Source organism: Flavimaricola marinus (assembly GCF_900184895.1).
Lineage (GTDB): Bacteria > Pseudomonadota > Alphaproteobacteria > Rhodobacterales > Rhodobacteraceae > Flavimaricola > Flavimaricola marinus.
The window spans coordinates 1-23571 of sequence record NZ_FXZK01000023.1 but is presented as its reverse complement, the minus strand read 5'-3'; the positions used below and the strand labels follow the sequence as shown (position 1 = coordinate 23571).

Below are 23571 nucleotides of genomic sequence, written 5' to 3'. Positions count from 1 at the left end.
TACAACACCGTCAGGCCGCACAGCGCACTAGGCTATCGCCCACCCGCGCCAGAAAGCATCGTCACAATGGACCAGAGGCCCACGATGCACTAACAATCAAACCGGACCACCCGATGGGGGCACGCCAGTGTAGGATGGTGCGGCCAAAGATCACACTGTTACTCATTGGGCCCACTCCCGCAGCCCACGATAGGTATGAACTTTGTCGGTCAGCCTGTCGAAAGCCTGTCGAGCAGCGATCGTGCCGCTTCCGGGCTCATGGTCGTCAGGGCCTGAATGGACGGCCTGGGAAACGACCTCCCATGGCAACACCTGTCGCATCAGCTTTCCATGTGGATCGCCGTCCGTGGGATTGATCAGTGCAGCCTCAACGGCCGCGAGCTCAGCGTCATCCAGAAGGTCAGGTGCGACACCGGCCGATTCCGCCAACCAGAACATCAGCGGGCTACATTTGAGCCGCCCCCACATGCCCCGCGCATCGACGGTCGCGGGGTCTTCCCCCTTCTTCCGTGCTTGCGCTTCCTGGACCACGAGCCATCCCAACAAGTGCTCTCGCTGGCTCCGATACCATTTGCCGTGAAAACCACTGCCGATGCCGGTACGATGTTCAAGCGCCAAAGTACGCCGCGGGGTGTCATCATAGGCGGCAACATGGTCCTTCAACCGGGTCAGGCTAATCGTGCTAACACTCATGTCTTCGGTCCCCAGTTTCGCCTATTGGCGAAGAATTCATTAGGCAGCCGCCTACTCATTATCCCGTGTAGCGTTTTCTCCAGTTCCTCCCGGATGTCAAAAATATTACGTTCCTTCAGCGGGATGCGCGAGAAGGTCCCTAGGCTCAGGACCCATTGATTTCCGCTGGACTACAAAAATCAGGGTTCGAAAGACGAGCAGCGACATGTCTGATCTCTTCTGGCTGACCAAGGAGCAGATGGCGTGGCTCTAGCCCTTCTTCCCGAAGAGCAAACCGCAAAGGCTCGATCCACGACGCCTCCGAGCAGCCCGCCGTGCCCCACGGCCTGCGATCCACATTTCGAGACTTGGTGGCCGAGCAAACGAACTTTCCATCACAGATGGCTGAAATCGCGCTGGCACACAAAGTCGGCAGCGATGTGGAACGGGCTTATCGCCGCAGCGACATGTTGGATCGCCGTCGAGACATGATGGCGGCGTGGGAAGCTTTCCTCGTCGATGCTCAATGTTTGTCGAACTCAGCCTGAGCGGGGAATTCAATTTGCGTGTTGAGCGGCTCACGGTCTTTGCGCATCGGTTCGCTCACGCTGTTGAAAGCCAAAAATGCCTCAGCAGCCAATAGAGGTATCCGGGCCTCGCTACTTTCATTCTTCGGGGCAAGAGAGCAACTTTTTGATTGCGCTTCGATGAGCGGCCGGCCCCTGTGGCTTACAGACCTGCAACGGCTCAGATAGGGGGGCCACAGGGCCCTCACTTGTTTTCATTCATCAAGTCGAGCGAAGTCCGAGACGCGCTCTGAGCGCCCCTCTAAGGCGCTCCTTGAGGAAACTCAAAGTCCAGATGTCAGTGGCGGCACTCAACAGCTCCATCACAATGTCCGAACCTCGAGGTGCTACTCCAAGAACTCCTCAATTCTCAAGATCCGCCGGTGTGTGTCAATTTGATTGGAGCGAGCGCGGGAAATGGCTCGCTCTTGTATTGCAGCGGCTCTTGAAGGGTCCAATGGATTATTTTAGACGCTTGGCTTCGCTCGCCGTTGCATCCTCACTCATAAAGCACAGCCTTCCCTCAGCAGATTCCACCTGTCTAGGGGCACTAATTGTGAGACTTGAACCATAGGGCGGAGCACCTCAAAGCACAGTTTTGACTATACGACATTGAGACCACGGACGAGCCGGGTGCCCCCAACCCATTGGTCCGCTTTTGATATGAGGCAGAGAGATTGACTGGCCAGCCAAACGCTACTTAGCTTGGGGGATGTCTCAACATCCGATCCTTTGGTCATTTCGTCGTTGTCCCTACGCGATACGGGCCCGTCTGGCCGTGAAGAGCGCAGGGGTTTGCCTTGAACTTCGCGAAATACTACTAAGAGACAAGCCGGCGGCCTTCCTGGAAACCTCAGCCACTGCGACCGTTCCGGCCCTTCGTTTGAACGACAGGGTTCTGGACGAGAGCCTCGACATCATGATCTGGGCCCTTGAACAGCGGGATCCACAATGCCTCTTGAGCATGCCTCAAGAGGGCTGGGACCTGATCGAGGCAAACGACGGGCCGTTCAAGGCAGCGTTGGACCATACAAAATACGCCACACGGTTCCCTGAGTTGGATGCCACGATCGAGCGCGACAAAGCCGCCGTGCTTCTAGCTGACCTCGATCCACGCCTTCGCGGACAGATTTGGCTCTTCGGCGACCGGCCAACACTTGCTGACCTCGCACTCCTGCCGTTTGTGCGCCAGTTTGCCAACACGGATCGCGACTGGTTCGAGGCACAAGACTGGCCGGGTCTGATCGACTGGCTAGATCGGTTCACGCAAAGCGAAGACTTCGCGCAAGTGATGGTCAAATACCCGCCGTGGGCCGAAGGCGACGGGCCACGCTGGTTCGGAATCAAACCGTGACAGGTCGGTGAAGATCATCGAGCCGCTTGATGAACATCAGCAAAGTGAGTTGATCGACAACCGAAATCGGATTTGAGACCCCACGGGACCAGAATGCGTTCCAGATTTGGTCGACTTGTGAGCGAATGGTGCCCGTGAGCATGCGGTGCACCTAGCTTTTTTCGCCGAGCGTAGTTGTCTGGGTTAATGGGAGCAACGAGTAATGATGAATCAGCCCTACACCCTCGAGCAGCAGACGCAGCCTGTTGAGAAGCCTAAATTCCGAGCACGTTTTACTGTCGACCGACGCGGCGATGAGATGACAGGCTTAGGATCGGTGTCGTTCTAATGGTGACATCGCGGCAGTCGTGCGTAATTGTATTTCGAGAGCTGCCAAAGAGCGCGGAATGTCTATTTTTGAGGTCTAGTGAATGTTCCAAGTGAATCGCTCAGAGAACCGTCTGCGCAAGTTGGAAGAACGGCGCTTCTCAGATTTGGCTCTGCGCGAACGGGAGCATTTGCAGGAGTGGCTCGCCAACCAGCCGGATGCGTTGGGAGAGGACCTGCTCATCATCCAAAAAGAGTTCGACGGTTTCGCAGATACCCGTGAGCGGCTGGACCTACTGGCTCTGGACAAAGACGGTCAGCTGGTTGTGATCGAGAACAAGCTCGACGATTCCGGTCGCGATGTCGCTTGGCAGGCACTCAAATATGCGGCCTACGTTTCAAGCCTGACCAAAACGCAGATCATCGATATCTTTCAATCATATCTGAACAGATATCGCGGGGGTGGTAGTGCCGTCTCCTTGGTTTGCGAATTCCTTGAAGTTGAGGAGATGGATGAAGTCGTGCTGAACGCCGGCCAAAGCCAGAGACTCATCTTCATAGCCGCGAAGTTTCGCAAGGAGGTAACATCCACGGTCCTCTGGCTTCGAGAGCACCGCATCGATGCCAGATGCTTCAAGGTCGTGCCCTATGTCTTTGCCGATGAGCTCTTTGTGGACATACAGCCCGTCATCCCGACGCCCGAGGCTGCCGATTTCATGATCAGCATGGCTGAGAAGGAAACCGAGGAAAAGTCGGCAAAGGGCGTTCAACGCTGGAGCCACGAGGTTCGCCAAGAATTCTGGGAGCGATTGCTGGAGACATTCCAGTCTCGCGGGCTCGAGCGATGGCAAAATATTGGCGCAAGCAAGGACCACTGGTTGACATCCAGCACCGGCGCATCGTCCTGCAATCTGGTGCTGATCTTTCTGCGGCATGAAATCCGGGTCGAACTTCAACTGAACCGCTCAAACGCTGAAAAGAACAAAGGGCTGTTCGACCAATTGGCAGCAAATGCCAATCAGTATGATACGAAAATCGATACACCTCTGGACTGGCGACGCATGGACGACAAGAAGGTCAGTATCATTTCCTGCAAGCAGCCGGTTCAGGGCTACACAAAGGAGAACTGGCCCGACATGATCGAGTGGCTCGCAGAGCATTATCGGCAGATGGAGCAAGCATTTGCCGAGCCAGTTCGCAAGTTGGCGACCCAAGCGCGATCTGGGGATTCCGTTCGACTTGGTTGATTGACGCCCAGGTATTTCGCTGACCGCTACCTGCGAAAAGCAATCTGAAGCGCCTGTGCCGTGGCAAGGGTCACCGGAGGCAAATCAGCCCCAAAGATTGATCTGAGCGACTCAATCCACTGCCATTCAGCTTCACTAAGCGGTCGTCTGTCGGGCAGCGTGAAACCTTGATACTCGCTACTCATTTCCCGAAGATCCCCCGAAGCGCCACGCGAGACCTTGCCGTCAGCGCTGGATCGCTATGCCCAGACACATCTCGCAGGGCATCTAGCCAAGCCACCTCGTTTCGGCTGACGATCGCACCGTAAATCTCCTCGACAGCAGCCCGCTGCGTGTCGAAACCTTCCTGCTCCAGTGCCAGCCTGAACAGATACCGCGGATCGACCTCCAGTGCCGCCGCAAGCATCGGCACCCTGTCGAGTGGGACCTTGGCGCTGCCCTGTTTGAGCATGGTGATCATGTTCTGGTTTGCGAACCCGGCCAGTGCCGCAATCTCGGCTTGCGACTGCTTGGGTCGAAGCTCAAGGACGCGCCTATCGAGATACTTGGCCAAGCGAGAATTTGCGTAGGGTTTGTTCATGGTGAGAGCCTTAGCTGAACGCAGCGACGTAGCTGTTCTATAGTTATAGCTATGGGCTTGTTGGGGCTGCTTGGGACCTGCCTGTGCCTTCCTCCTCGATACTTGGGCATTGTCAAACAAGCTCAAGGTGGAGTTCTGCGCCGACGCCCTGAAGCAGGCCAACCACAGATTTGGTTTGCCACAGATCATCGATGCAAATTAAGGCAAACAACTCACGCTTTTACCTGGACGGATTCGCTGAGCAGGTCAGGCACCCGCATTTCAATGGATGGCAAGGCCCACTTTGTCGACAATATCTTCAACGAACGGCTCCGGCGACAACTAAGATCTGATTGCGTCTACCTAAATGACTGAGAAACCGGATCAGATGCGTAGCAAGGCGTCAGAAAATGATGAACTTATAATTCACAAAAACCAGCATTCCGCCCTTGGCGGCACGCCTACAGCTGCGATCCACTTGCAGAGAAATCAAAATATACTCGATCAATTGGTGCCTCAAGTAATTTAGATAGCGCCAGATTCTGTTCAATAAATGGGGAGTAGCTCGATAAATCGGATGGAAGTTGCTGGAAACGTCTGATTGGCCCTCTTGCCATTCGCAGTGCGGGTTGCTAGTCACATTGCAAATCTGGGGCCGGTATGCTGAAATTCATCACCAAAGCCGATATCTGGCGTCAGTTGGATGCCGGATTGCACACGGAATTGGGTTGGGCGGACCCGCAGATTCACCTCAAGACCTGGCAGGACATGGCCGTCTACGAGCGGCTGCGCGATGTGACGGGTCTGCGGATTGCCGAGATCGGCGGCGGGGCGTCGCGCATTCTGCCCCGGCTGGCCGAGCACAACACTTGCTGCAACGTCGACAAGTTCAACGGTCAGCTCGGCGGGCCGCGGACCGAACAGATCATCGACGGGGTCACCAATGTGCCGGCCTATCTGGGGGAGTATCACTCCGATCTGGCCGACAACAGTTTCGACGTGGTCTTCTCGGTCAGCGTTGTCGAGCATGTGCCGCACACCGCCACCGTTGCCTTCATCAATGATCTGCTCCGTATCCTGAAACCGGGCGGCGTCTGTTATCACGCGATGAGCATGTATGTCGGCGACAGTGTTGATCCGGCCAACCAGAGAAAACTGGATACCTATGCAGGCTGGCTGTCGCGCCCGGATGTGAGCCCGATGGAAGAGACGACAGCGACCCAGCCGCTGTTCCAATCGAACATGGGAACGAACCCCGACCTGACCATGTGGAAATGGGGGCAGACGAACGCCACGCTCACCGAGATGCGGTGCGCATCCCAGAGCGTGTCGCTGTTCATGGGCTTTCAAAAGACGGGCAAATCGCTATCGCAGATAGCCCGTGCGCCCGCGCACGGGTCCACCTCACAGCCGACTGCGCCTCAGCCTTTGGCGGAGCTCCAGACTGCGCCTCTTCGCAACGACAAATCAGTCGCAGCACTGCGGGCGGACAGGAGCAGCACACAGGCATCACCCAACCAATATGACCTTGTTGTTCTCTCACATCACAAATGTGCAACAAACTGGATCCGAAGTATCTTTGAGGTTCTGGCGTCAGATGGGTTCGCCAACGTCCACAGCAGACAGAGGCTGCATGACACTGGCGGCGACGCCTACACAGAATCAGCGCCGCACATTCTTCTGAATGTGAATGCCTTTAAAGGATCTATGCCGAATATTGATCTTGATTCGCAGCCTGTGATGCATTTTGTCCGCGATCCCAGAGATGCGTTGGTGTCGAACTATTGGTCTTGGCTCAAGTCTCACAAGAACAACGGCGATCAGATCAAAGCGTTTCGTCACAAGGCCGACACCCTTTCAGTCGAAGACGGCATGATCCTAATGGTGGATAGTTTTCCGATGGGTCGACAATTGCGAACTTGGGATGATCAAATGTGGACCTTGAGGCAACAGATCCGCTATGAAGAACTGCTGACGGACTTCAACGCGACCTTAATCGCGATGATTGCCCCGTGCGGGCTGTCCTTGGACGATGCAACCCTAGAGGCACTACGCGCCCGGACAGATTTTACTAGGATCACGGGCCGTGAAGCAGGCCAGGAAGATACCTCGCACCATTACAGAAAAGGAGTGAGCGGCGACTGGAAAAACTACTTCACTGACCGGTTGGAGGGGGTGTTCATGGAACGTCACGGCTGGTTGGGAGAAAAGCTAGGCTATTGGTGAGTCGCAAGTCCGCCCCTGATGTTGCGGTCGCTGCCCAGTCTGTGACCACAATTGATCTTGAGAACTACCGGCTGGATTTAGTTCGAAAGCCTGGCCCTACGCTTGTTGTGACCTTTGAGCCGATGACCGCCTGCCTGCGCAACCCGTCGCGCGACCGCCCCGGCTGGAGCGCGAAATTCCTCCGCTGCCGGCCTGAGAGCGTCCTTTACATCAAGCCGCAGCAGCCGAACTGGTATCGCAGGCCGGACCTCTTTGACTGGATTGAGGCGGAGCATGCTCTGTTTTCCGGGTTTGACCGAGTAGTGCTAATGGGCGGCAGCATGGGCGGCTATGGGGCGCTGGCCTTTGCCCGGGCGATGCGGGCCACCGAGGTCTTGTCGCTAAACCCACAGACCACGCTGGCTCGCGATCTTGTCCCGTGGGAGACACGCTTCGCCCTAGGCCGGGCCGAGGACTGGACTGGTCGCTACCGCGATGCCGCCGAAACTACTCAGGGCGATGTCTATGTGATCGCCGACCGCTACGAAAAGAACGACTTCATGCAGGTCGACCGGCTGCGCGGCCACCACTTCGCCAATTTCCCCTTCGTCGGTCACAAGGTCCCGGCATGGCTGCAACAACTCGATGCGCTCAAACCGGTGTCGCTGGCGGTGCTCGATGGACTGCCTCCAGCCGAGGTGCAGGCCACAATCCACGGGGCCATACGGCAACGTCGCAAGCTGGAGCGCTGGTGGGCAGGGGTGGCGAATATAGCGGGGAAGCATGGCAAGCGCGATTTGCTTGCCCGGTTCGTCACGCCTGAGGCGATTGAGGCTGCGATCCCGATGAAACCCGACAGCGCCATGTTGCGTCGGCTTCAGGCTGATCTTTATCGTCTGGTGGCGCAGAACCAACAGCACGCCCCGGAAAAAGCGGCCTATTGGCAAGAGCGCGCAGCGGTCACCGAGGCAGAGGTCTAGCCCCTCATAATTCCTCTCGGGTTGAAGTCGCTCCAGTCGCCTCTGCGACCGAGCCGATTAATCTTGGTCTCGAGGACGCCGACCTTTGCTGGAGGGTCGAGGCGACGCAGTTCTTTAATACTGCAGATCACGTCGAGCAGGTCAGGGCGTTTCACGGGCCGGTCGCCTGCCTGTGCGATATCCTGACCGATACTGTGGAGGTCCAAACTCATCTCATGCGCGTATGCCCGGATCGCGATCTCCTGTTGCTCAAGGCTGTCACCGTCCTGGCCCTGACGATCAGACGAGACCCGTGTATAGCCAATCATAGTGATTTTCGGCCGGCGGCGGCTTTTCCGGCCACGGCCTTCGGCTCTCTCTAGGCAAACTGCAAAATGATCGCCATGTATCGGCATCGTCGAGTCTCCTATTTGCAAGTATATCATATGGCTAAGAGTCGATTGAGGGGCGGGTCAGTGCTGTTGCACCCGATGGGTCCTTTGGGGGCGATCCAGTGCCTGATCTTTCGTCTGCGATTTCACCCGACAACAGACCAGACGGCGGTCCAGAAGCGGCAGAATTGATCCGCCCCGGCGCTCCGAACCCACTGCGCATCCCGAAGGCGCAGCTCTGTTTTTCTAGGACGTCAATGATTGTGTGCTCATCCGTGCGTCCCTGGATGAGCGCGTCATTCCTCCTGACAGCACGGGCAATCAGGACTACGGCCACGTTTCAATGCAAATCCTTCGCTGCCCAATAACTCAATTGAAATCGCCTCTTGGTCAGTCAATCATAGCGCCGTGGCCTGATGCGTGAGGAAGAATTGATGTCGATGCAGCGATCTCAATTGATAAAGCAATTTCTGGCGATCGGTTCGGACAGTCTACGTCAGCACTATTTCCACCTACTGACGATCACTCTTACTTTTGCAGGTCTTGGCACCTCAATCGGCGCTCAGGCGCCAAACTCAGACTGCTAAAACATTAGGATAGCAGCGTTCTACGCCGAAGCAACGGTGGGTGAAGTGGGGCGGTGTCTGGACGAAAAGAGCATCAATAGAAGGGATCCGGACGGCAATACACCGCTTCATTTGGCGAGCCTTGCGGATGTTGAACCAGCAATAATCCGAATCCTTATGCGTATGCGTGCAAATCCGGAACTTCGCAATATAGATAAACAAACGGCGTTACATGTGGCAGCGGCTCACGCGAGTCGAGGCGATACAATCACATCGATGCTGAACTATGTTTCTGAGGTGGATGCTTGGATACGAGGCGATCGCGATTGGCTCATGAGGACAACGGGGACCACGGCACTGCATTTGGCGTCCCAACAGCGAAACGCGGCAGACGTGGTCGCTGCGCTTTTGCTGGGTGGTGCGGATATAGATGCTCGCGCGCACGACCGATACTGCTTCCACGCCCATAGAAGTCCAGTCGGGATTTTAGACCAGCCAAGTTATTTCAGCGCGATCGGCGGGAAGCCGACATTCGCTGCGGATGCGCCATGCCATTCCAGTATCTTTCTGAGCTGACATTCAAAGGAGCCGCAGGTAAGGCCATCAACTAAAACCCAAGGACTCTCCGCAAGGTGGAGGAAACTTGGGGCTCAGGTCCCAGCCCTCGCGCTTCAGCAGGATGTGCAGGCGACGATACCCGAACCGACGACGCTCGGACGCCAGCTCCTTCATCCTTGTCCGCAGCTCGGTGTCTGCCGGGCGCGCCGACCTGCGCCGGTAGACGCGCGGATCGATCCCGGCCAGGGCACAGGCCCGCCGCTGCGAGTAGCTCTTTTCCTTCATGGCCCAGTCCACAGCCTTCCTCCTCGAACATTCGCCATTGTCGCTCGGACCAATGGCGCGACATGGCTCATCCTCAGAAGTTCTTTCCGAGCATCTCCTTCAGCGTGGCTACATCCATCATCTGCTCGGCCAACATCTTCTTGAGTTTCGCATTCTCGGCCTTGAGCGCCTTCAGCCGCTTCGCATCGGCGACCCCCATGCCGCCGTACTTGCGTCGCCAGTTGTAGAAGGTCGCGTCGCTGATCCCGTGCTTGCGGCACAGATCCGGCGCACTCATGCCCGCCTGGTGTTCCTCCAAAATGCCAATGATCTGCGCTTCGCTGAACCGGCTTCTCTTCATCGTCTGTCTCCTCAGTTGGAGAACAGGCCAACATCAAATCAAGGACTTCTCAGGGGAGCAGGTCACGGGTAAAATCTGGAGAACTTAAGGTCGCAATGTATCACAAGTCTTAACCGGAATTATTCCAGACTAGGTACGCACCCAGCACGTGGCAACCAACTGCCCAGATTGCTCTGCGACGGGTGCGCATTCGCGGAGAGACTCCAAATCATGCTCTCGCAGTCGGTTCGCACATTCGGTGAAATCAAGCTGCGCCGCGCGCCGCCCACAACGCCCCGCGGCGGATGATCTCGGTGACTTGCGGCACTCTCAGGTCGTCCAGTTCGTGGCCGATTGAGCAATAGAAAACGCGGCCCTTGTCCCAGCGGCGCTTCCAGACGACAGGGATGACGGTGCCTTCGATCCACCACAGATGATCACCCGAGAATGTCGTGGTCGCCAGAACGTCGTTGGATGGATCTACGAGCATATAGTATTGCTCGGTCGTCAGGCGGAAGCTTTTGATGCCGCGAACGACCGGATCGTCTGGCTTGCAGATCGTCACATCGTAGTCGACGTAGTCTTCTCTCGGCTGCAGGTTGTCGGGCCATCCCGGTGGGTGCGCCACGAATTGACCACCGATCAGGAAATGATAGGTCGGCCGATCGCGGAAAGCGTCGCCCATGTGCCCGTGCCACCCCGCAATCCCGCAGCCGTCAGCGATCAGCCTCAACAGACCGTCCTCTTGCAGTTTGGTCATGTTGCCGAATTCTTCTTGGTGACCCGAGCGTGCCGACGACCAGATCGGCGTGATCAAATCGACATCGCCCAACTGTTCCGGCCGCGCGAGCGGCTCCAACGTGTCATAGACATCGACCGCAAAGCCGTTGGCTTCCAGCAGTTCCTTGTACCAATCCGAAAAATGGGTCGGCGTATGGCCTTCCCAGCCGCCAACGAACAATGCCGCTTTCATGGCGCTTCCTTTCCCATGGGTAACAGCATCGAGGCTAGGGCGCGGGTGGCAAAGCCTATGCGCATCTCAGGCGACCTTGTCGGTGGCGGCGATCCCTGAGATCGCTTGAATGAGGTTCTCCTCGGTCACCTCTTCGGAAGTGAACGTCCGCATCACCTTGCCAGAGAACATCGCAACGATCCGGTCGCTGACATGCAGCACCTCGGGCATCTCGGAACTGACGACGATGACAGCATAGCCTTGCGCCGCCAATTCGCGGATCAGGTTGTGAATTTCGGACTTGGACCCGACGTCGATACCGCGTGTCGGCTCATCCACGATCAGCACCTTGGGATGCATCGACAGCCATTTACCGATAACGATCTTCTGCTGATTGCCGCCCGACAGGTTGCCGACGGTCTGCTTCCAGCCCGGTGTGCGAATATCGAGCTTTTCCTTGTATTTCTCAAAAATATCGGTCTCAGCGCCGGTGGCCACAAAAGGGCCCGAAGACAGATTGCCCACCTGCGGCAGGGTCATGTTGTCGCGACAATTCATACCCAGCACGAGGCCCTGGCCCTTGCGGTCCTCCGGAACCAAAGAAATGCCCTTGCCGATGGCATCCGCGGGGGAGGAGATGCGCACCTCTTCGCCGTCCAACAGAATTGTGCCGGCACTTGGGTCGCGCAGCCCGAACAAGGTCTCCGCGATCTCCGTGCGGCCTGCTCCGACCAATCCGTAGAACCCCAAGACCTCGCCTCGGCGAACCTCGAAACTCACGTCTTTAAACAAATCGCCGCAAGAAAGGCCGCGCACTTCAAGGGCGATATCGCCCATCTCGTGATGGCTCACATTGCGCGACAGATCGAGCGCGCGGCCGATCATCAGTTGCGTGACCTCTTCTTCGTTCGTGGCACGGGTCTCCAGCGTGCCGCGATAGGAGCCGTCGCGCAAAACGCTGATCCGGTCGGTGATCTTGAAGATCTCTTCCATCCGGTGAGAGATATAGATGATGCCCACACCCTGACTTTGCAGGTCGGAAATGACATCGAACAAAACGACCTTTTCGGCGTCGGTCAGAGAGGCCGTGGGCTCGTCAAAAATGACGGCCTTCGCATCCACGGTCAGCGCGCGTGCGATCTCGACCATCTGTTGGTTGGCGATGGACAGATCACCGACAATCGTCTTCGCGTTGAACCCCACCTTCAACTTCTCAAGGATCGCATCGGTCTGGGCATAAAGCTTGGCCCAGTCGACCCGACCGAAGGAGCGGCGGGGCAGTTCGCCCAAGTAGATGTTTTCAGCAACTGTCAGCTCTTCCGCGAGGCTGAGCTCCTGATGAATGAAGACAATTCCCTTGGACTTGGCCTGCAAGGGCGAGGTCATGACGGTCGGCATTTCCTCAACAATGATCTGGCCTTCCTCGGGCTGATAGATTCCGCCCAGAACCTTCATCAAGGTCGATTTTCCGGCACCGTTTTCCCCCATCAAGGCATGGACCTCGCCGGGCATCACCGAGAATGAAACGCCATCAAGAGCGCGGACACCGGGAAAGGTCTTGACGATCCCTTCCAGACGCAAAGCGGGTGTCTTGTCGGTCATATCTTCAACTCCTCTTTGCCCTTGGTGTTCAACTGGCGGTCAAGGAACAGGACGGCGATCAGGATCAGACCGATCACCAGGTTGACGGTCGACGTGTCCGCACCGATATGGCCCAGGCCCTTGCGCAGCAACTGGATCGCGAGAACCCCGCCCAAGGTCGAGATGATGGATCCCGACCCACCCGTCAGCTTCGTGCCGCCCAGAACCACGGCCGTGATGACCCATAGCTCGTAGAGCTGGCCATCGTTTGGATTGACCGAGCCGGATTCGGAATAGAAGACCACCGCCGACAAGGCCGCCAGAAAGCCGATGATCATGAAATTGATCAACATGTGCGGGCCAACCTTGATGCCGGCGTTCACCGCCGCCTCGCGGTTGTCCCCGATGGCATAGGCGTTGCGCCCATGGACTGTGCGGGTCATCACGTACCAGATCACGAGGGTGACGACGGCCAGAAACCATGTGGCCGTATGCAGCCCCAGGAACTGCGCCTCGGCAAAGTCCACCAAGGTCCAGTTGAGGCTCGAAGTCGGGTTTTCACCGTTGTACATGAACACCAGCCCGCGAAAGCCCAGCATCGACCCCAGTGTCACGATGAATGCATCGACCCCCGTCTTCCAGACGATCAACCCGTTGATCGCGCCCAGGACGATCCCCGTCAGCAAGGCCAGCCCCCAAGACACAGGGATGACCCAATCGCCTAGGCCGGCAAAGACCTCCCACGTCATGCTGTCGAGCAATATGACGGCCGACAAGGCAAAGATCGCGCCGACACTCAGGTCGATATTGCCGTTCACCATGATGATCGTCATGCCCATGGCGATGATGCCGATAGGCGCCGATTGCTTGAGCAGCAACAGCATGTTGTCGGCATCCATGAACGCCTTGTCGGACAACGACAAGAACTCGCCCGCCACGCTGAAGAAGATCAGCTCAAGCACGATAAAGCCCCAAATCGCGCCGTTCTTGAGAAATTTGGACAGTTTTCCAGCTTCCATCTTTCCGCTCCCCCTACGCGATGTTTGACCACAGCTTGCCGCGTTTGGCCGCAATATCGAGCCAGACCGCAAGTATGATGATGACCCATGTCACGACGAACTGGACATAGAATTGAAGGCCGACCAGCAGCAGACCGTTCTGGATAAATCCAAGGATCAGCACGCCGATGACGGTCTTGAAGATGGTCCCGGATCCACCAAGCAACGACGCGCCGCCCAGGATCACGGCGGCGAGCACATCGAGCTCCAGCCCTTGGCCAACGGTGTTCTGCGACCCCAGCGACCGGCTCGCCTGGATGAGTCCCGCCGTGGCCACGCAGAACGCCGACATCACATAGCAAAGAAAGACCACGCGGGCGCGCTTGATCCCCGAGAAGGTCGCGGCCGTCCCGTTGCCTCCGACCGCGTAGACTTTGCGCCCGAAAGGCGTCTTCGCCAAAACGATCCCCAAAAGCGCCGCCAAGGCCACGAAAATGAGAATGGGCACAGGAATTCCAAGTGCCGATCCTTGGCCGAACACGCCGAACCAAGTGCCTTCCTTGTCGACGATATCCATGTTCTGGCCGCCCGAATAGGTCAGCGTCAGGCCATGGATCGCAGACAACATGCCCAAGGTCACGATCAACGAGTTCAGCTTGAGATAGCCCACCAGAAACCCGATGAACGCCCCCAGACACAGCGTCATCGCAAACATCGCGGGGATGGCCAACGCAGGACCGATCTTGTCGTGCAGATCCAGCACCACAATGGTCGAGAACGACATCATGGACCCGACGGACAGGTCGAGGTTGCCGCTGATGACGACGAATGTCACGCCGAGGGCCATGACCCCCAGAATGGCGGACGACCGGATCACGCCCATCACGTTGTCAGGGCTTAGAAATCGTTCGTTTGCCAGCGTAAAGCCGATGATGAAGACCGCAAAGGCAATGAGAATGCCCTGCCGCGCCAAGATTCGCCCTATGTCTGCTTTCGACATGCTCGCCATGTTTTCCTCCCCAGAACCTCGGCCAAGCCAATGTTGGCTCCTCACTCAGACCAAGGTCATCCCACCATCGATCATCACGATCTGACCGGTCATGTAATCGCTATCTTTCGATGCCAGATAGGTCGTCGTTCCAGTGATGTCCTCTGTCTTGGCAACGCGCCCGCGCAGGATTTCCGATGAAAACTCCTCCATCGCCTGTCCCGGCCGGTCTGCGGCACCAATCTCCATCAGGTCCTGATCGACCTGCTCCCACATTTCGGTGGCCACCACACCGGGCGCAAATCCCGTGACGGTGATGTTATGCTTTGCCAGATCGCGCGCGCCCGATTGGGTCAGCGCCACGACGGCGAATTTACTGGCGCAATACGGTGCGACATTGTCATATCCCTGACGGCTCGCGATTGACGCCGTGTTGATGATCTTGCCGCCGGTGCCTTGCGCGATCATCTGCTGGGCCGCTTCCTGCATACCGATCATGCAACCCAAGCCATTGACGCCCATGATGAAATTCCAGTTGTCTTCGGTCACGTCGAGAAAGTTCATCGGGCGGTTGACGCCGGCATTGTTGAATTTGACGTCGAGCTTGCCAAATACTTGGACCGTATGCGCGATCATCGCCTTTACCGAGGCGCGATCAGTGACATCGACCCTTGCATGGGTGACCTTCCCGCCGTGCTGCGCCGCCCTGTCGGTATTTGCGCTCACAACCTGCGCGACCTTGTCGCCGTTGATATCCGCAAAACAGACGTCAGCGCCTTCGTCCAGCAACGCCTCCGCAATCGCGCGCCCGATACCCTGCGCGGCCCCTGTCACGATACAGGATCGGCCAGTCATACGCCCCATAACGCTTACCCCGTAGAACTGAAATGAGTGAACAATGGAAAAGGGGGCGCCGAAGCGCCCCACGATACCGGAAGTGATTAGAACACAGGCTTCGTGAATTCGGTCATGTTGTCCTGTGTGATCTTCGGCGTGTCGAAGTAGTTGAGGAACGGCAGCTCTTCGCCATTGATCAGATCGATTGCCGATTGAAGTGCCGCTTCGGCGTCGTCAACGGGAGACTGGTAGATCGACCCCCAGTATTCGCCGCGCTCCATGGCCTCGTAGCCGACGGCAAAGTTGGTCGCGCCGACGAAGGTGATGCCCTCGGCACGGTCCGCCGCGAGGGCCGCGTTCAGTGCGCCCACACCCATGTTGTCGTCGCCTGCATAGACGCCGTCGATGTCGTCATACTTCACGAGAAACGCTTCCATGACCTGCTGAGACTTCTCGCGGTTCCAGTCGCCGGGCTGCGTCTCGACCAGCGTAACGTTCGGGCAGACCTCTGGCAGGCGGTCGTCAAAGCCCTGCTGTCGCTCGATGGCGGTGGTGTAGCCGGGCTGGCCGGAAATCTGCACGACGCGGGCTTCGTTTTCGATGCCGAGGGCCTTGAACCGATCACACATGATCTCGGCGGAACGCGATCCCTGAGTGATATTGTCAGGGCCAGAGAAAGTCGCGACGAACTCGAAGCCCGCCTCGGCGATGTTGGAGTTGGTCACGACGACCGGGATACCTGCGGAGTGCGCCTTGCGCACGGCCGGGATCACCGCCTCACCATTGGTCGGCCAGATTATGATGGCATCGACTTCCTGCTGAATCAGGTCTTCCATCTGAGCGATCTGACGGGCCACGTCGCCTCCAGCGTCCAGAACGACGACTTCGACGTTCTCGTTGGCTTCTGCCGCCGCAATGAACGCCTTCTCATAGGTGGTCTGGTAGCTGTCGACCCCGACATTGTTTTGCGTGATGCCGATGCGCATCGGGCCGTGGCCATCTGCATATGCCGCCCCAGCAACGGTCAGTGCGGACGCCGCGGCGGTCGCGGCCAGAGTTGTGCGTAGTGTCATAGTGAGCTCCTCCAAGAACTTATCGGACTTCATGTCTGCCCCACTCTCCCAAGGGGGGAATCACCATTCGGCGTACCGGCATGGTCCACGTAACCATGACGGGTTCCGGAGCGTAGAACCGTCGGAATGAAATCCGATTTGGATATTTTTTTATTCATATCGGATATTTTCGAGATACATCCTGAAGGCATTCCCACCTCAAGATGAGGAGCAACTTATGACGACTCGAAAATCACTCAAAATGGATAAACCAGGCGGTCGTGGCCAGTCGCGCCACCACCACAGGATAGGGAAGGCAGCGGCGAAGGGCATGAATAGCATGAAAGGAGAGAATTTCGGTCACCTCATGCCGCCGAAGGCAAAGGCCGACATGCTGAGCGTTCTGTCCTTTCTGGAGGATCTCGGCGATGAGCTGGAGAACACCTCCGAGCTGTTCAGGTCCACGCCGAACCTGCGGATCACCATGCATCTGATCCGTGGTCATCTGGAAGGTCGGCTCGCCACGATGACATCCCTGATCGGCGCGAGCCGTGCGCCCTACGCGACGGCCAATCGCCGTATCAAGGACATGCAGGAGGCGGGCCTGATCGATCAGCGGCCGCGCACCGAGACCGGCAAGAGCTTTTCCCTGCATCCCAGCGTTCAATTGCTCGATCAATGGACACAACTGGCGAGCCGGGTCCACCGCCTAGCAACTTCGCAATTCGGGGGCGCCACGACCGTAGAGAATTCCGACTACTATTTCGGCGACTCCTATCTCAGTGCGAAATCGATCCCGCCGATGGAGGTCCTCGCCGAGCCGCTCAAACTGGCTGGGGGGCTACGCGTTCTCGTGCACGGCGATCCGACCTTCATGGTCATGGACAACCTCAAACGCCAATTCGAACAAACGATCGGCACGCAAATTCATCAACGCGCGTTCTCCATCGATCGCCTGCGCGAGGAAACGATGCGCAACGCCAGCCGCAAATCGAGCAACTACGACATCATTGCCGTTGATTTGCCTTGGGTCGGCGGCTTCGCCGAGCAGAGGGTCCTGATGCCTCTGGATGAGGTCATGGATATCGCCCGCATCGACCCGTCCGATTTTCACACCGCAGGCTGGCAAGCCGCTCACTGGGGCGGTCGAGCATATGGCATCCCTGCGCAAACGACGCCGGAGCTACTGTTCTACCGCAAGGACCTCTTCGCTCGGAAAGGGCTCGAACCACCCGCAACGGTACAGGATTTGCTGGATGCGGCCAAGGCATTGCATGACCCACAGCGCGGGTTGCACGGCATTGCGTGGAACGCGGCGCGCGGGACGGCATTGGGTCATACGGTCCTGATGACACTGGCGGATTTCGGGCAACCGATACTCGACTTGCCGCCGAATGCCGGCGGCTTTGACACCCAGCACCTCGCCAACCGCGAGTACCGCTTCACCATCGACACCCCCGCGGCGTTGCAAGCGGCGGAATTTCTCAAGGAACTGCTCAACTATTCGCCGCCCGATATTCTGTCGATGTCGTGGTACGAACGCATTCGGCCCTATGCGGCGGGGCGGATCGCAATGGCCTACGGCTACACGCTGCTTGCCCCCTATTTCGAGCTCGACGACGCCTCGCCCGCCAAGGGCCAGACCGGCTATCTGCCTCACCCCGCAGGGCCAAACGGGGCACCGATCGCCCCGGTCGGCGGCTATGTGATGGGGATACCGGCCAACCTGCCAAAGGAACGCGTTGCAGCGGCGGTGGAGGCCTTGCTCGTCTTCACCTCCCCCGCGGCACAAAAGCTCTATGTCGAGAACGGCAGCCGGACCAACCCGCGCTATTCCGTAGGCTCGGACCCCGACGTGCGGCGTCTGTCCCCGATTTTCGAAGCGGTCGATGGCATGTCCTGGCGCGATGAACTGCAGTTCTGGCCACGGCCGCCGATCCCCGAGATCAACGAAGTCATCCAGATTTGCGGAGAGGAATTCCACGACATGCTGCGTGGCATCATCAGCCCGCAGGACGCATTGCGCCGCGCACAGGAGAGAGCGGACGCAACCCTAGGACCACCAACATAATCATGACGTCAGGAGGAGACCCACATGGACCCCAACCGCCTCAAAGGTAAGAACATTCTCATCACCGGTGCTGCGCGCGGCATGGGTGAGGCCAACGCGCGTTCCTTTGCCGAACAGGGCGCCAACGTGTGTCTGGGCGATCTCGACATCGGCATGGCGAAATCGGTCGCTGATGAGATCAACGCGGCCTGCAACGGCAAGGCGATCGCCGTAAAGATGGACGTCACCAAGCGTGAAGACAACGCCGCCGCCGTGGCCGCCACCGTCGAAGCCTTCGGGTCCATCAACGTGGGCGTCTTCAACGCGGGCCTGAACAAGCCCCGGTTCTTCATGGATATCGACGAAGACAACTGGGACATGATCATGAACGTCAACACCAAGGCGATGTGGCTCGGGATGCAGGAAACCGCACGCCAGATGATCGCCCAGGGCCCGATGGACGATCACCCCTACAAGCTGATCAACGTGGGCTCCATCGCGTCACGCAAGCCTCTGGTGGATGTCACCGTCTACTGCACCTCGAAATACGGCTGCCTCGCCTTGACCCATTGCGGTGCAATCGGTTTGGCCGAACACGGCATCACCGTGAACGGCTACGCACCGGGCGTCGTCGTAACCCCTCTTTGGGAACAGCTCGACAAGGACCTTGTCGATATCGGCTTCAAGGAAAAAGAAGGTCAGGCCTACGACGATATCGTGCGTGATGCACTTCAGATCAAACGCGTGTCCTACCCCAAGGACATCGTCGGCACCGCGTCCTTCCTCGTGTCGGACGACAGCGACTACATGACCGGCCAGATGATCCATGTCGATGGAGGCTGGTGCATCCAGTAACGGGCGCCCCCTTTCAAACCTGCAATTCAGAACGGGGCCACGGCCCCGAAGGAGACTTCTATGTCAGAACGTCCGGGCAATGCCCTCATGCCGAACCTGCTCACACCAATGGATCTAGAGCCCAATTGGGAATGGCGCGAAAAGCTGCCGGCCCATGGCCATATGTCCGTGGATTTCGAACGCCGCATCGACCACGACCGCCTGCGTCGGTACCGGCTCGCCCGGACGCGTCAGTCCCTGCAAAACTCGAACGCGGGCACGCTGCTTTTGTTCGATGTGAACAACATCCGCTACGTCTCGGCCACCAAGATCGGCGAATGGGAACGCGACAAGATGTGCCGCTTCTGCCTGCTGACCGGTGACGACAGCCCCTATGTCTGGGATTTCGGATCGGCCGCAGAGCACCACAAACGGCATTCCGACTGGCTGGAGCCGAGCCACTGCCTTGCCGGCGTCGTCGGTATGCGCGGCACCATCCCGCCGGAATTCGGCTTGATGCAGAAGTATGCCAAGCAGATCGCCGGATTGATCCGCGACGCCGGCATGGCCGATATGCCCGTCGGTGTGGATTACGCGGAAACGGCAATGTTTCACGCGCTGCAACAGGAAGGCCTGAATGTGGTCGATGGTCAGCAGATCATGCTGGCGGCGCGCGAGATCAAGAATACGGATGAAATCCAGCTTTTGACCCAAGCGGCCGCCATGGTCGATGGGGTCTATCACATGATCTATGAAGAGCTAAAGCCGGGCATCCGCGAGAACGATATCGTCGCCCTGTCCAACAAGATGCTCTACGAGATGGGATCAGACGACGTAGAGGCGATCAACGCCATTTCCGGTGAACGGTGCAACCCGCATCCGCATAACTTCACCGATCGCCTGATCCGGCCGGGCGATCAGGCGTTCTTCGATATCCTGCAGTCCTATCAGGGCTATCGCACCTGCTACTACCGCACGTTCAACGTCGGCCGCGCGACCCCGTCGCAGAACGACGCCTACGTGAAGGCCCGCGAATGGATCGATGCGTCCATAGCGATGATCAAACCGGGCGTGTCCACCGACAAGGTGGCCGAGGTATGGCCGACGGCCCAATCACTCGGCTTTGCAAGCGAGGACCAGGCCTTCGGGCTGCAATTCGGTCACGGTCTGGGCCTTGCCTTGCACGAGCGGCCCATCATCAGCCGCGCGGTCAGCATGGATCACCCGATGGAGATCAAGACCGGGATGGTCTTCGCGCTGGAAACCTACTGCCCCGCCACCGACGGCTATTCGGCCGCCCGGATCGAGGAAGAGGTCGTGGTCACGGAAACCGGCTGCGAGGTCATCAGCCTCTTCCCTGCCGAAGAGCTGCCGATCGCGAACCGGTACTGACATGGGCAACCCGTTCGATTTGACCGGTCGAAAAGCACTGGTCACCGGAGGTGCTACCGGCATCGGCGAGGGTATTGCCCTCGGCCTTGCCGCCGCCGGAGCCGATGTGGCACTGACCTATCGCAGCCACCAACCAGACGACACCCTCGCGAAGATCACCGCGTTGGGCGTCAAAGGTGCCGGCGTGAACGCCGACTTTGCCGACATGGATCAGACCGGTGCCGAAGAGGTGATCGGCTTTGCCTGCGACGCCTTGGGCGGGTTGGACATCCTTGTGAACAACGCCGGGATCATCCACCGCGCGGACAGCACCGACATGCCGCTGGACGATTGGCGGCGCGTTCTGTCGGTCAACCTCGATTCCGTGTGGCTGTTGTCGCAGGCGGCGGGCAGGCGGATGGTGGCCCAAGGCTCCGGCAAGATCATCATCGTGTCCTCGGTCTTGGCGTCGCAAGGCGGTTTGCGGGTTCCGGCCTACGTCTCCAGCAAACACGCGGTGGTCGGCCTGACGAAGGCACTGTGCAACGAATGGGCGCCGCACGGCGTCAACGTCAACAGCATCGCACCGGGCTACACCGCCACGGACAACACGCAAGCGTTGCGCGACGATCCGGACCGCTCGAAGGCGCTGCTGGAACGCATTCCTGCCGGCCGCTTTGCAGACCCTTCGGAAATCGCGGGGGCTGCGGTTTTTCTGGCGTCCGACGCCGCCAATTATTGCCACGGAAGCGTGGTCACCGTCGATGGCGGCTGGCTCGCCCGTTAGGAGAGAGACCTTGGAACAATCACTAAAAGGCAAAACCGCACTGATCACCGCAGCGGGTGCGGGAATAGGGCGCGCCAGCGCCGAGGCGCTCGCCGCGCGGGGGGCAAGTGTCGTTGCCACCGATTTGAACGGCGACCTGGTTGCCGAACTGTCCGAAACCTCGCCCAACATCACGGGCCACGCTCTGGACGTCCTCGACGCGGCGGCGATCAAGGCGCTTGTGGCATCCCTCCCCCGGGTCGACATCCTGCTCAACTGCGCGGGCTGGGTGCATGACGGCACGATCCTCGATTGTGACGACGATGTCTGGGACCGTGCTTTCGACCTGAACGCGAAAGCGATGTTTCGCACCGCCAAGGCGGTTCTGCCCAGGATGCTCGCCAACAAGAACGGTTCGATCATCAACATCGCCTCCATCGTCTCCAGCGAAAAAGGCGCACCGCGCCGCTTTGCCTATGGCGCGTCAAAGGCTGCGATCATCGGCATGACAAAGGCGATCGCGGCCGATTTCGTCAAGGACGGGATCCGCTGCAACGCGATTTGTCCGGGCACCGTTCAAAGCCCGTCCCTGAATGGTCGCTTGGCCGCGACCGGGGATTTCGACAAAGCCCTTGCCGCCTTCAAGGACCGCCAGCCGATGGGGCGGCTTGGCCAACCCGAAGAGATCGCGGAAATGGTCTGCTATCTGGCGGGTGACTTGTCCGCCTTTACCACCGGACAGGCCTTTGCCGTCGATGGCGGGTGGTCAATCTGATGGGGCTGGAGCGCGCGGCTTCCATCGATGACCTGCGGCTGCGCGCGAAACGCCGCGTCCCGCGCTTTGCGTTTGATCTGGTGGATGGCGGGGCGGAAAACGAACGCAATATGCGCCGCAACACGGAAGCCTTCGAGCAGATGGAGTTGACGCCGCGCTACATGGTGGATGTGTCTGACATCGACACCCGCGCGACCGTGTTCGGGCAAATGTTCGACGCCCCCTTCGGCATGGCCCCGATCGGGATGCTCAACGCCTTTTGGCCCGGTGCCGACCTCACGCTGGCGCGACTCTGCAAGGCTCAAAACATCCCCTATACGGCCAGTTCCGCATCCTCGACCTCGCTGGAACAGCTGGCCGACGCCGCAGACGGCAACGGTTGGTTTCAGCTCTACGTGTCCAGCGATGCGACCGTGACCGAAGGACTGATCGCACGGGCAGAGGCGGCGGGCTACACGACATTGATGGTCACGGCCGATGTCCCGGCAGCAGGCAAACGCGACCGCGACATCCGCAACCAGCTTGTCGTGCCCTTCCGGTTTACCCCCGATGTGATCCTGCAATGCATGGCCAAGCCGCGTTGGGCGCTGACCAGTTTGAAGCACGGCACGCCAAACGTGGCGAACTATTCCGACCTCCTGCAACGTGCTCCGTCCTACGCGGATGTGCAGAAAACACTGATCTCGCCGGGCTTCACCTGGGAAGACCTCGAACGCCTGCGAGAGCGTTGGAAGGGCAGGCTCGTGGTCAAGGGTATACTGCATAGCAAAGACGCCGTGGCCTGCGCCGAAATGGGCTGCGACGGGATTGTCGTGTCCAACCATGGTGGCCGGCAGGTGGCCTTTGGGCCGCCTACGATCGAAGTATTGCCGGCCATCGCCAAGGCAGTCGCGGGCCGCATGACCATCATTCTGGATAGTGGCATCCGGCGCGGCGTAGATGTGCTTCGCGCCAAGGCACTCGGCGCTGATTTTGCGCTTGCCGGGCGGGCGTTTGCCTATGGCGTCGGTGCAGGCAGCGACGCCGGCGCTCAGCGCGCGTTCGAAATACTACAATTGGAACTCGTCCGCGCCTTGGGCCAGCTTGGCATCCCGTCCTTCGAGGCCGTTGGCCCCTCGCAACTCAGCGCTGTCAAAGGAACGATATCCTAGGGTGGTTGAATGACTAGGTTCAGGACCCATCGATGTTCGGCTGGCGTCATAATTCACGGCTCTAAGAACGAGCGGTGAACATGTCTGATCTTTTCCGGCTGACGGATGCTCAGATGGCGTGTCTGGCACCTTTCTTCCCCAAGCCCCACGGCAAGCCACGCGTTGATGACAGGCGTGTTTTGAGTGGGATTATCTTCTTCAATCGCAATGGCTTGGGTTGGCGCGACG

At 58.6% G+C, this 23571-nt stretch carries 22 protein-coding genes and 2 pseudogenes; 13 read left to right on the top strand and 11 right to left on the bottom strand.

The window, feature by feature from the left end:
- Positions 1-162: 162 nt before the first annotated feature.
- Positions 163-693: a hypothetical protein gene (locus tag LOM8899_RS22140; RefSeq protein WP_093994412.1), complete on the bottom strand. Its 531-nt coding sequence runs from the start codon at positions 691-693 to the stop codon at positions 163-165.
- Positions 694-992: 299 nt separating this feature from the next.
- Here LOM8899_RS22140 and LOM8899_RS22135 point away from each other — a divergent pair.
- Together LOM8899_RS22135 and LOM8899_RS22130 are read left to right on the top strand one after the other, a co-directional pair.
- Positions 993-1220: pseudogene (locus tag LOM8899_RS22135) on the top strand (hypothetical protein); the annotation flags it as partial.
- Positions 1221-1950: 730 nt separating this feature from the next.
- On the top strand, positions 1951-2592 hold the full coding sequence (locus LOM8899_RS22130) for a glutathione S-transferase (RefSeq protein ID WP_093994411.1): 642 nt from the start codon (positions 1951-1953) through the stop codon (positions 2590-2592).
- Here the strand turns inward: LOM8899_RS22130 and LOM8899_RS22125 are convergent.
- Positions 2582-2734 (bottom strand): type I restriction-modification system subunit M N-terminal domain-containing protein, encoded by a 153-nt coding sequence (locus LOM8899_RS22125; RefSeq protein WP_093994410.1) that lies wholly within the window; start codon positions 2732-2734, stop codon positions 2582-2584. The genes LOM8899_RS22130 and LOM8899_RS22125 overlap by 11 nt on opposite strands.
- A 268-nt stretch (positions 2735-3002) precedes the next feature.
- Here LOM8899_RS22125 and LOM8899_RS22120 point away from each other — a divergent pair, with 268 nt between their 5' ends.
- Positions 3003-4145, top strand: coding sequence for a DUF4268 domain-containing protein (locus LOM8899_RS22120; RefSeq protein WP_093994409.1), 1143 nt, complete (start codon positions 3003-3005; stop codon positions 4143-4145).
- Between the two features lie 181 nt (positions 4146-4326).
- Here the strand turns inward: LOM8899_RS22120 and LOM8899_RS22115 are convergent, their stop codons facing one another.
- Positions 4327-4725 (bottom strand): transcriptional regulator, encoded by a 399-nt coding sequence (locus LOM8899_RS22115; protein ID WP_093994415.1) that lies wholly within the window; start codon positions 4723-4725, stop codon positions 4327-4329.
- Positions 4726-5364: 639 nt separating this feature from the next.
- On the opposite strand from LOM8899_RS22115, the gene LOM8899_RS22110 reads away from it, so the two are divergent.
- Both LOM8899_RS22110 and LOM8899_RS22105 read left to right on the top strand, forming a co-directional pair.
- Positions 5365-6930, top strand: a complete 1566-nt coding sequence (locus tag LOM8899_RS22110; RefSeq protein ID WP_093994408.1) for a sulfotransferase domain-containing protein — start codon at positions 5365-5367, stop codon at positions 6928-6930.
- Between the two features lie 122 nt (positions 6931-7052).
- Entirely contained in the window at positions 7053-7889 is an 837-nt protein-coding gene (locus LOM8899_RS22105; RefSeq protein WP_093994407.1) for a hypothetical protein, read from the top strand.
- Here the strand turns inward: LOM8899_RS22105 and LOM8899_RS22100 are convergent.
- The gene (locus LOM8899_RS22100) at positions 7886-8284 is read right to left on the bottom strand and encodes a recombinase family protein (protein ID WP_168770633.1); all 399 of its coding nucleotides are present in this window, start codon (positions 8282-8284) and stop codon (positions 7886-7888) included. The genes LOM8899_RS22105 and LOM8899_RS22100 overlap by 4 nt on opposite strands.
- A gap of 599 nt (positions 8285-8883) precedes the next feature.
- Here LOM8899_RS22100 and LOM8899_RS23955 point away from each other — a divergent pair.
- Positions 8884-9402 carry an ankyrin repeat domain-containing protein gene (locus LOM8899_RS23955; RefSeq protein WP_370739408.1) on the top strand — a complete coding sequence of 173 codons (519 nt, stop codon included), beginning with the start codon at positions 8884-8886 and terminating at the stop codon, positions 9400-9402.
- Between the two features lie 66 nt (positions 9403-9468).
- Here LOM8899_RS23955 and LOM8899_RS22090 read toward each other — a convergent pair.
- The 7 genes and pseudogenes from LOM8899_RS22090 to LOM8899_RS22060 all read right to left on the bottom strand — a co-directional run.
- Positions 9469-10009: pseudogene (locus tag LOM8899_RS22090) on the bottom strand (transposase); the annotation flags it as partial.
- Positions 10010-10253: 244 nt separating this feature from the next.
- Complete coding sequence (locus LOM8899_RS22085) at positions 10254-10961, bottom strand: ThuA domain-containing protein (RefSeq protein WP_093994404.1); 708 nt, start codon at positions 10959-10961, stop codon at positions 10254-10256.
- A gap of 66 nt (positions 10962-11027) precedes the next feature.
- Positions 11028-12542 carry a sugar ABC transporter ATP-binding protein gene (locus tag LOM8899_RS22080; RefSeq protein ID WP_093994403.1) on the bottom strand — a complete coding sequence of 505 codons (1515 nt, stop codon included), beginning with the start codon at positions 12540-12542 and terminating at the stop codon, positions 11028-11030.
- Positions 12539-13540, bottom strand: a complete 1002-nt coding sequence (locus LOM8899_RS22075; protein WP_093994402.1) for an ABC transporter permease — start codon at positions 13538-13540, stop codon at positions 12539-12541. Before LOM8899_RS22075 ends, LOM8899_RS22080 begins: the two co-directional genes overlap by 4 nt.
- A 13-nt stretch (positions 13541-13553) precedes the next feature.
- Entirely contained in the window at positions 13554-14528 is a 975-nt protein-coding gene (locus tag LOM8899_RS22070) for an ABC transporter permease (protein WP_093994401.1), read from the bottom strand.
- A gap of 45 nt (positions 14529-14573) precedes the next feature.
- Positions 14574-15371, bottom strand: coding sequence for an SDR family NAD(P)-dependent oxidoreductase (locus LOM8899_RS22065; protein WP_093994400.1), 798 nt, complete (start codon positions 15369-15371; stop codon positions 14574-14576).
- A gap of 77 nt (positions 15372-15448) precedes the next feature.
- Positions 15449-16417 (bottom strand): sugar ABC transporter substrate-binding protein, encoded by a 969-nt coding sequence (locus LOM8899_RS22060; RefSeq protein ID WP_093994414.1) that lies wholly within the window; start codon positions 16415-16417, stop codon positions 15449-15451.
- Positions 16418-16727: 310 nt separating this feature from the next.
- On the opposite strand from LOM8899_RS22060, the gene LOM8899_RS22055 reads away from it, so the two are divergent.
- From LOM8899_RS22055 to LOM8899_RS22025, 7 genes are all read left to right on the top strand, one after another.
- On the top strand, positions 16728-18467 hold the full coding sequence (locus LOM8899_RS22055; RefSeq protein WP_093994399.1) for an extracellular solute-binding protein: 1740 nt from the start codon (positions 16728-16730) through the stop codon (positions 18465-18467).
- Between the two features lie 24 nt (positions 18468-18491).
- Positions 18492-19301: an SDR family NAD(P)-dependent oxidoreductase gene (locus LOM8899_RS22050; RefSeq protein WP_093994398.1), complete on the top strand. Its 810-nt coding sequence runs from the start codon at positions 18492-18494 to the stop codon at positions 19299-19301.
- A gap of 60 nt (positions 19302-19361) precedes the next feature.
- On the top strand, positions 19362-20672 hold the full coding sequence (locus LOM8899_RS22045) for a M24 family metallopeptidase (protein WP_093994397.1): 1311 nt from the start codon (positions 19362-19364) through the stop codon (positions 20670-20672).
- Between the two features lies 1 nt (position 20673).
- Positions 20674-21438, top strand: coding sequence for an SDR family oxidoreductase (locus LOM8899_RS22040; RefSeq protein ID WP_093994396.1), 765 nt, complete (start codon positions 20674-20676; stop codon positions 21436-21438).
- Positions 21439-21448: 10 nt separating this feature from the next.
- Complete coding sequence (locus tag LOM8899_RS22035; protein WP_093994413.1) at positions 21449-22192, top strand: SDR family oxidoreductase; 744 nt, start codon at positions 21449-21451, stop codon at positions 22190-22192.
- On the top strand, positions 22180-23343 hold the full coding sequence (locus tag LOM8899_RS22030) for an alpha-hydroxy acid oxidase (protein WP_093994395.1): 1164 nt from the start codon (positions 22180-22182) through the stop codon (positions 23341-23343). Before LOM8899_RS22035 ends, LOM8899_RS22030 begins: the two co-directional genes overlap by 13 nt.
- A gap of 80 nt (positions 23344-23423) precedes the next feature.
- Positions 23424-23571 (top strand): transposase (locus LOM8899_RS22025; RefSeq protein ID WP_133065091.1); only part of this gene is annotated, 148 nt, incomplete at its 3' end.

Bases quoted from the DNA above. Each gene is read 5' to 3' on its own strand.
- LOM8899_RS22125 (WP_093994410.1), bottom strand. From the start codon at position 2,734: ATGCTCACGGGCACCATTCGCTCACAAGTCGACCAAATCTGGAACGCA.
- LOM8899_RS22120 (WP_093994409.1), top strand. From the start codon at position 3,003: ATGTTCCAAGTGAATCGCTCAGAGAACCGTCTGCGCAAGTTGGAAGAA.
- LOM8899_RS22055 (WP_093994399.1), top strand. From the start codon at position 16,728: ATGAATAGCATGAAAGGAGAGAATTTCGGTCACCTCATGCCGCCGAAG.
- LOM8899_RS22080 (WP_093994403.1), bottom strand. From the start codon at position 12,542: ATGACCGACAAGACACCCGCTTTGCGTCTGGAAGGGATCGTCAAGACC.
- LOM8899_RS22100 (WP_168770633.1), bottom strand. From the start codon at position 8,284: ATGCCGATACATGGCGATCATTTTGCAGTTTGCCTAGAGAGAGCCGAA.
- LOM8899_RS22060 (WP_093994414.1), bottom strand. From the start codon at position 16,417: ATGACACTACGCACAACTCTGGCCGCGACCGCCGCGGCGTCCGCACTG.
- LOM8899_RS22040 (WP_093994396.1), top strand. From the start codon at position 20,674: ATGGGCAACCCGTTCGATTTGACCGGTCGAAAAGCACTGGTCACCGGA.
- LOM8899_RS22115 (WP_093994415.1), bottom strand. From the start codon at position 4,725: ATGAACAAACCCTACGCAAATTCTCGCTTGGCCAAGTATCTCGATAGG.
- LOM8899_RS22070 (WP_093994401.1), bottom strand. From the start codon at position 14,528: ATGGCGAGCATGTCGAAAGCAGACATAGGGCGAATCTTGGCGCGGCAG.
- LOM8899_RS22065 (WP_093994400.1), bottom strand. From the start codon at position 15,371: ATGGGGCGTATGACTGGCCGATCCTGTATCGTGACAGGGGCCGCGCAG.
- LOM8899_RS22110 (WP_093994408.1), top strand. From the start codon at position 5,365: ATGCTGAAATTCATCACCAAAGCCGATATCTGGCGTCAGTTGGATGCC.
- LOM8899_RS22085 (WP_093994404.1), bottom strand. From the start codon at position 10,961: ATGAAAGCGGCATTGTTCGTTGGCGGCTGGGAAGGCCATACGCCGACC.
- LOM8899_RS22130 (WP_093994411.1), top strand. From the start codon at position 1,951: ATGTCTCAACATCCGATCCTTTGGTCATTTCGTCGTTGTCCCTACGCG.
- LOM8899_RS22045 (WP_093994397.1), top strand. From the start codon at position 19,362: ATGTCAGAACGTCCGGGCAATGCCCTCATGCCGAACCTGCTCACACCA.
- LOM8899_RS22050 (WP_093994398.1), top strand. From the start codon at position 18,492: ATGGACCCCAACCGCCTCAAAGGTAAGAACATTCTCATCACCGGTGCT.
- LOM8899_RS22140 (WP_093994412.1), bottom strand. From the start codon at position 693: ATGAGTGTTAGCACGATTAGCCTGACCCGGTTGAAGGACCATGTTGCC.
- LOM8899_RS22075 (WP_093994402.1), bottom strand. From the start codon at position 13,540: ATGGAAGCTGGAAAACTGTCCAAATTTCTCAAGAACGGCGCGATTTGG.
- LOM8899_RS22105 (WP_093994407.1), top strand. From the start codon at position 7,053: ATGACCGCCTGCCTGCGCAACCCGTCGCGCGACCGCCCCGGCTGGAGC.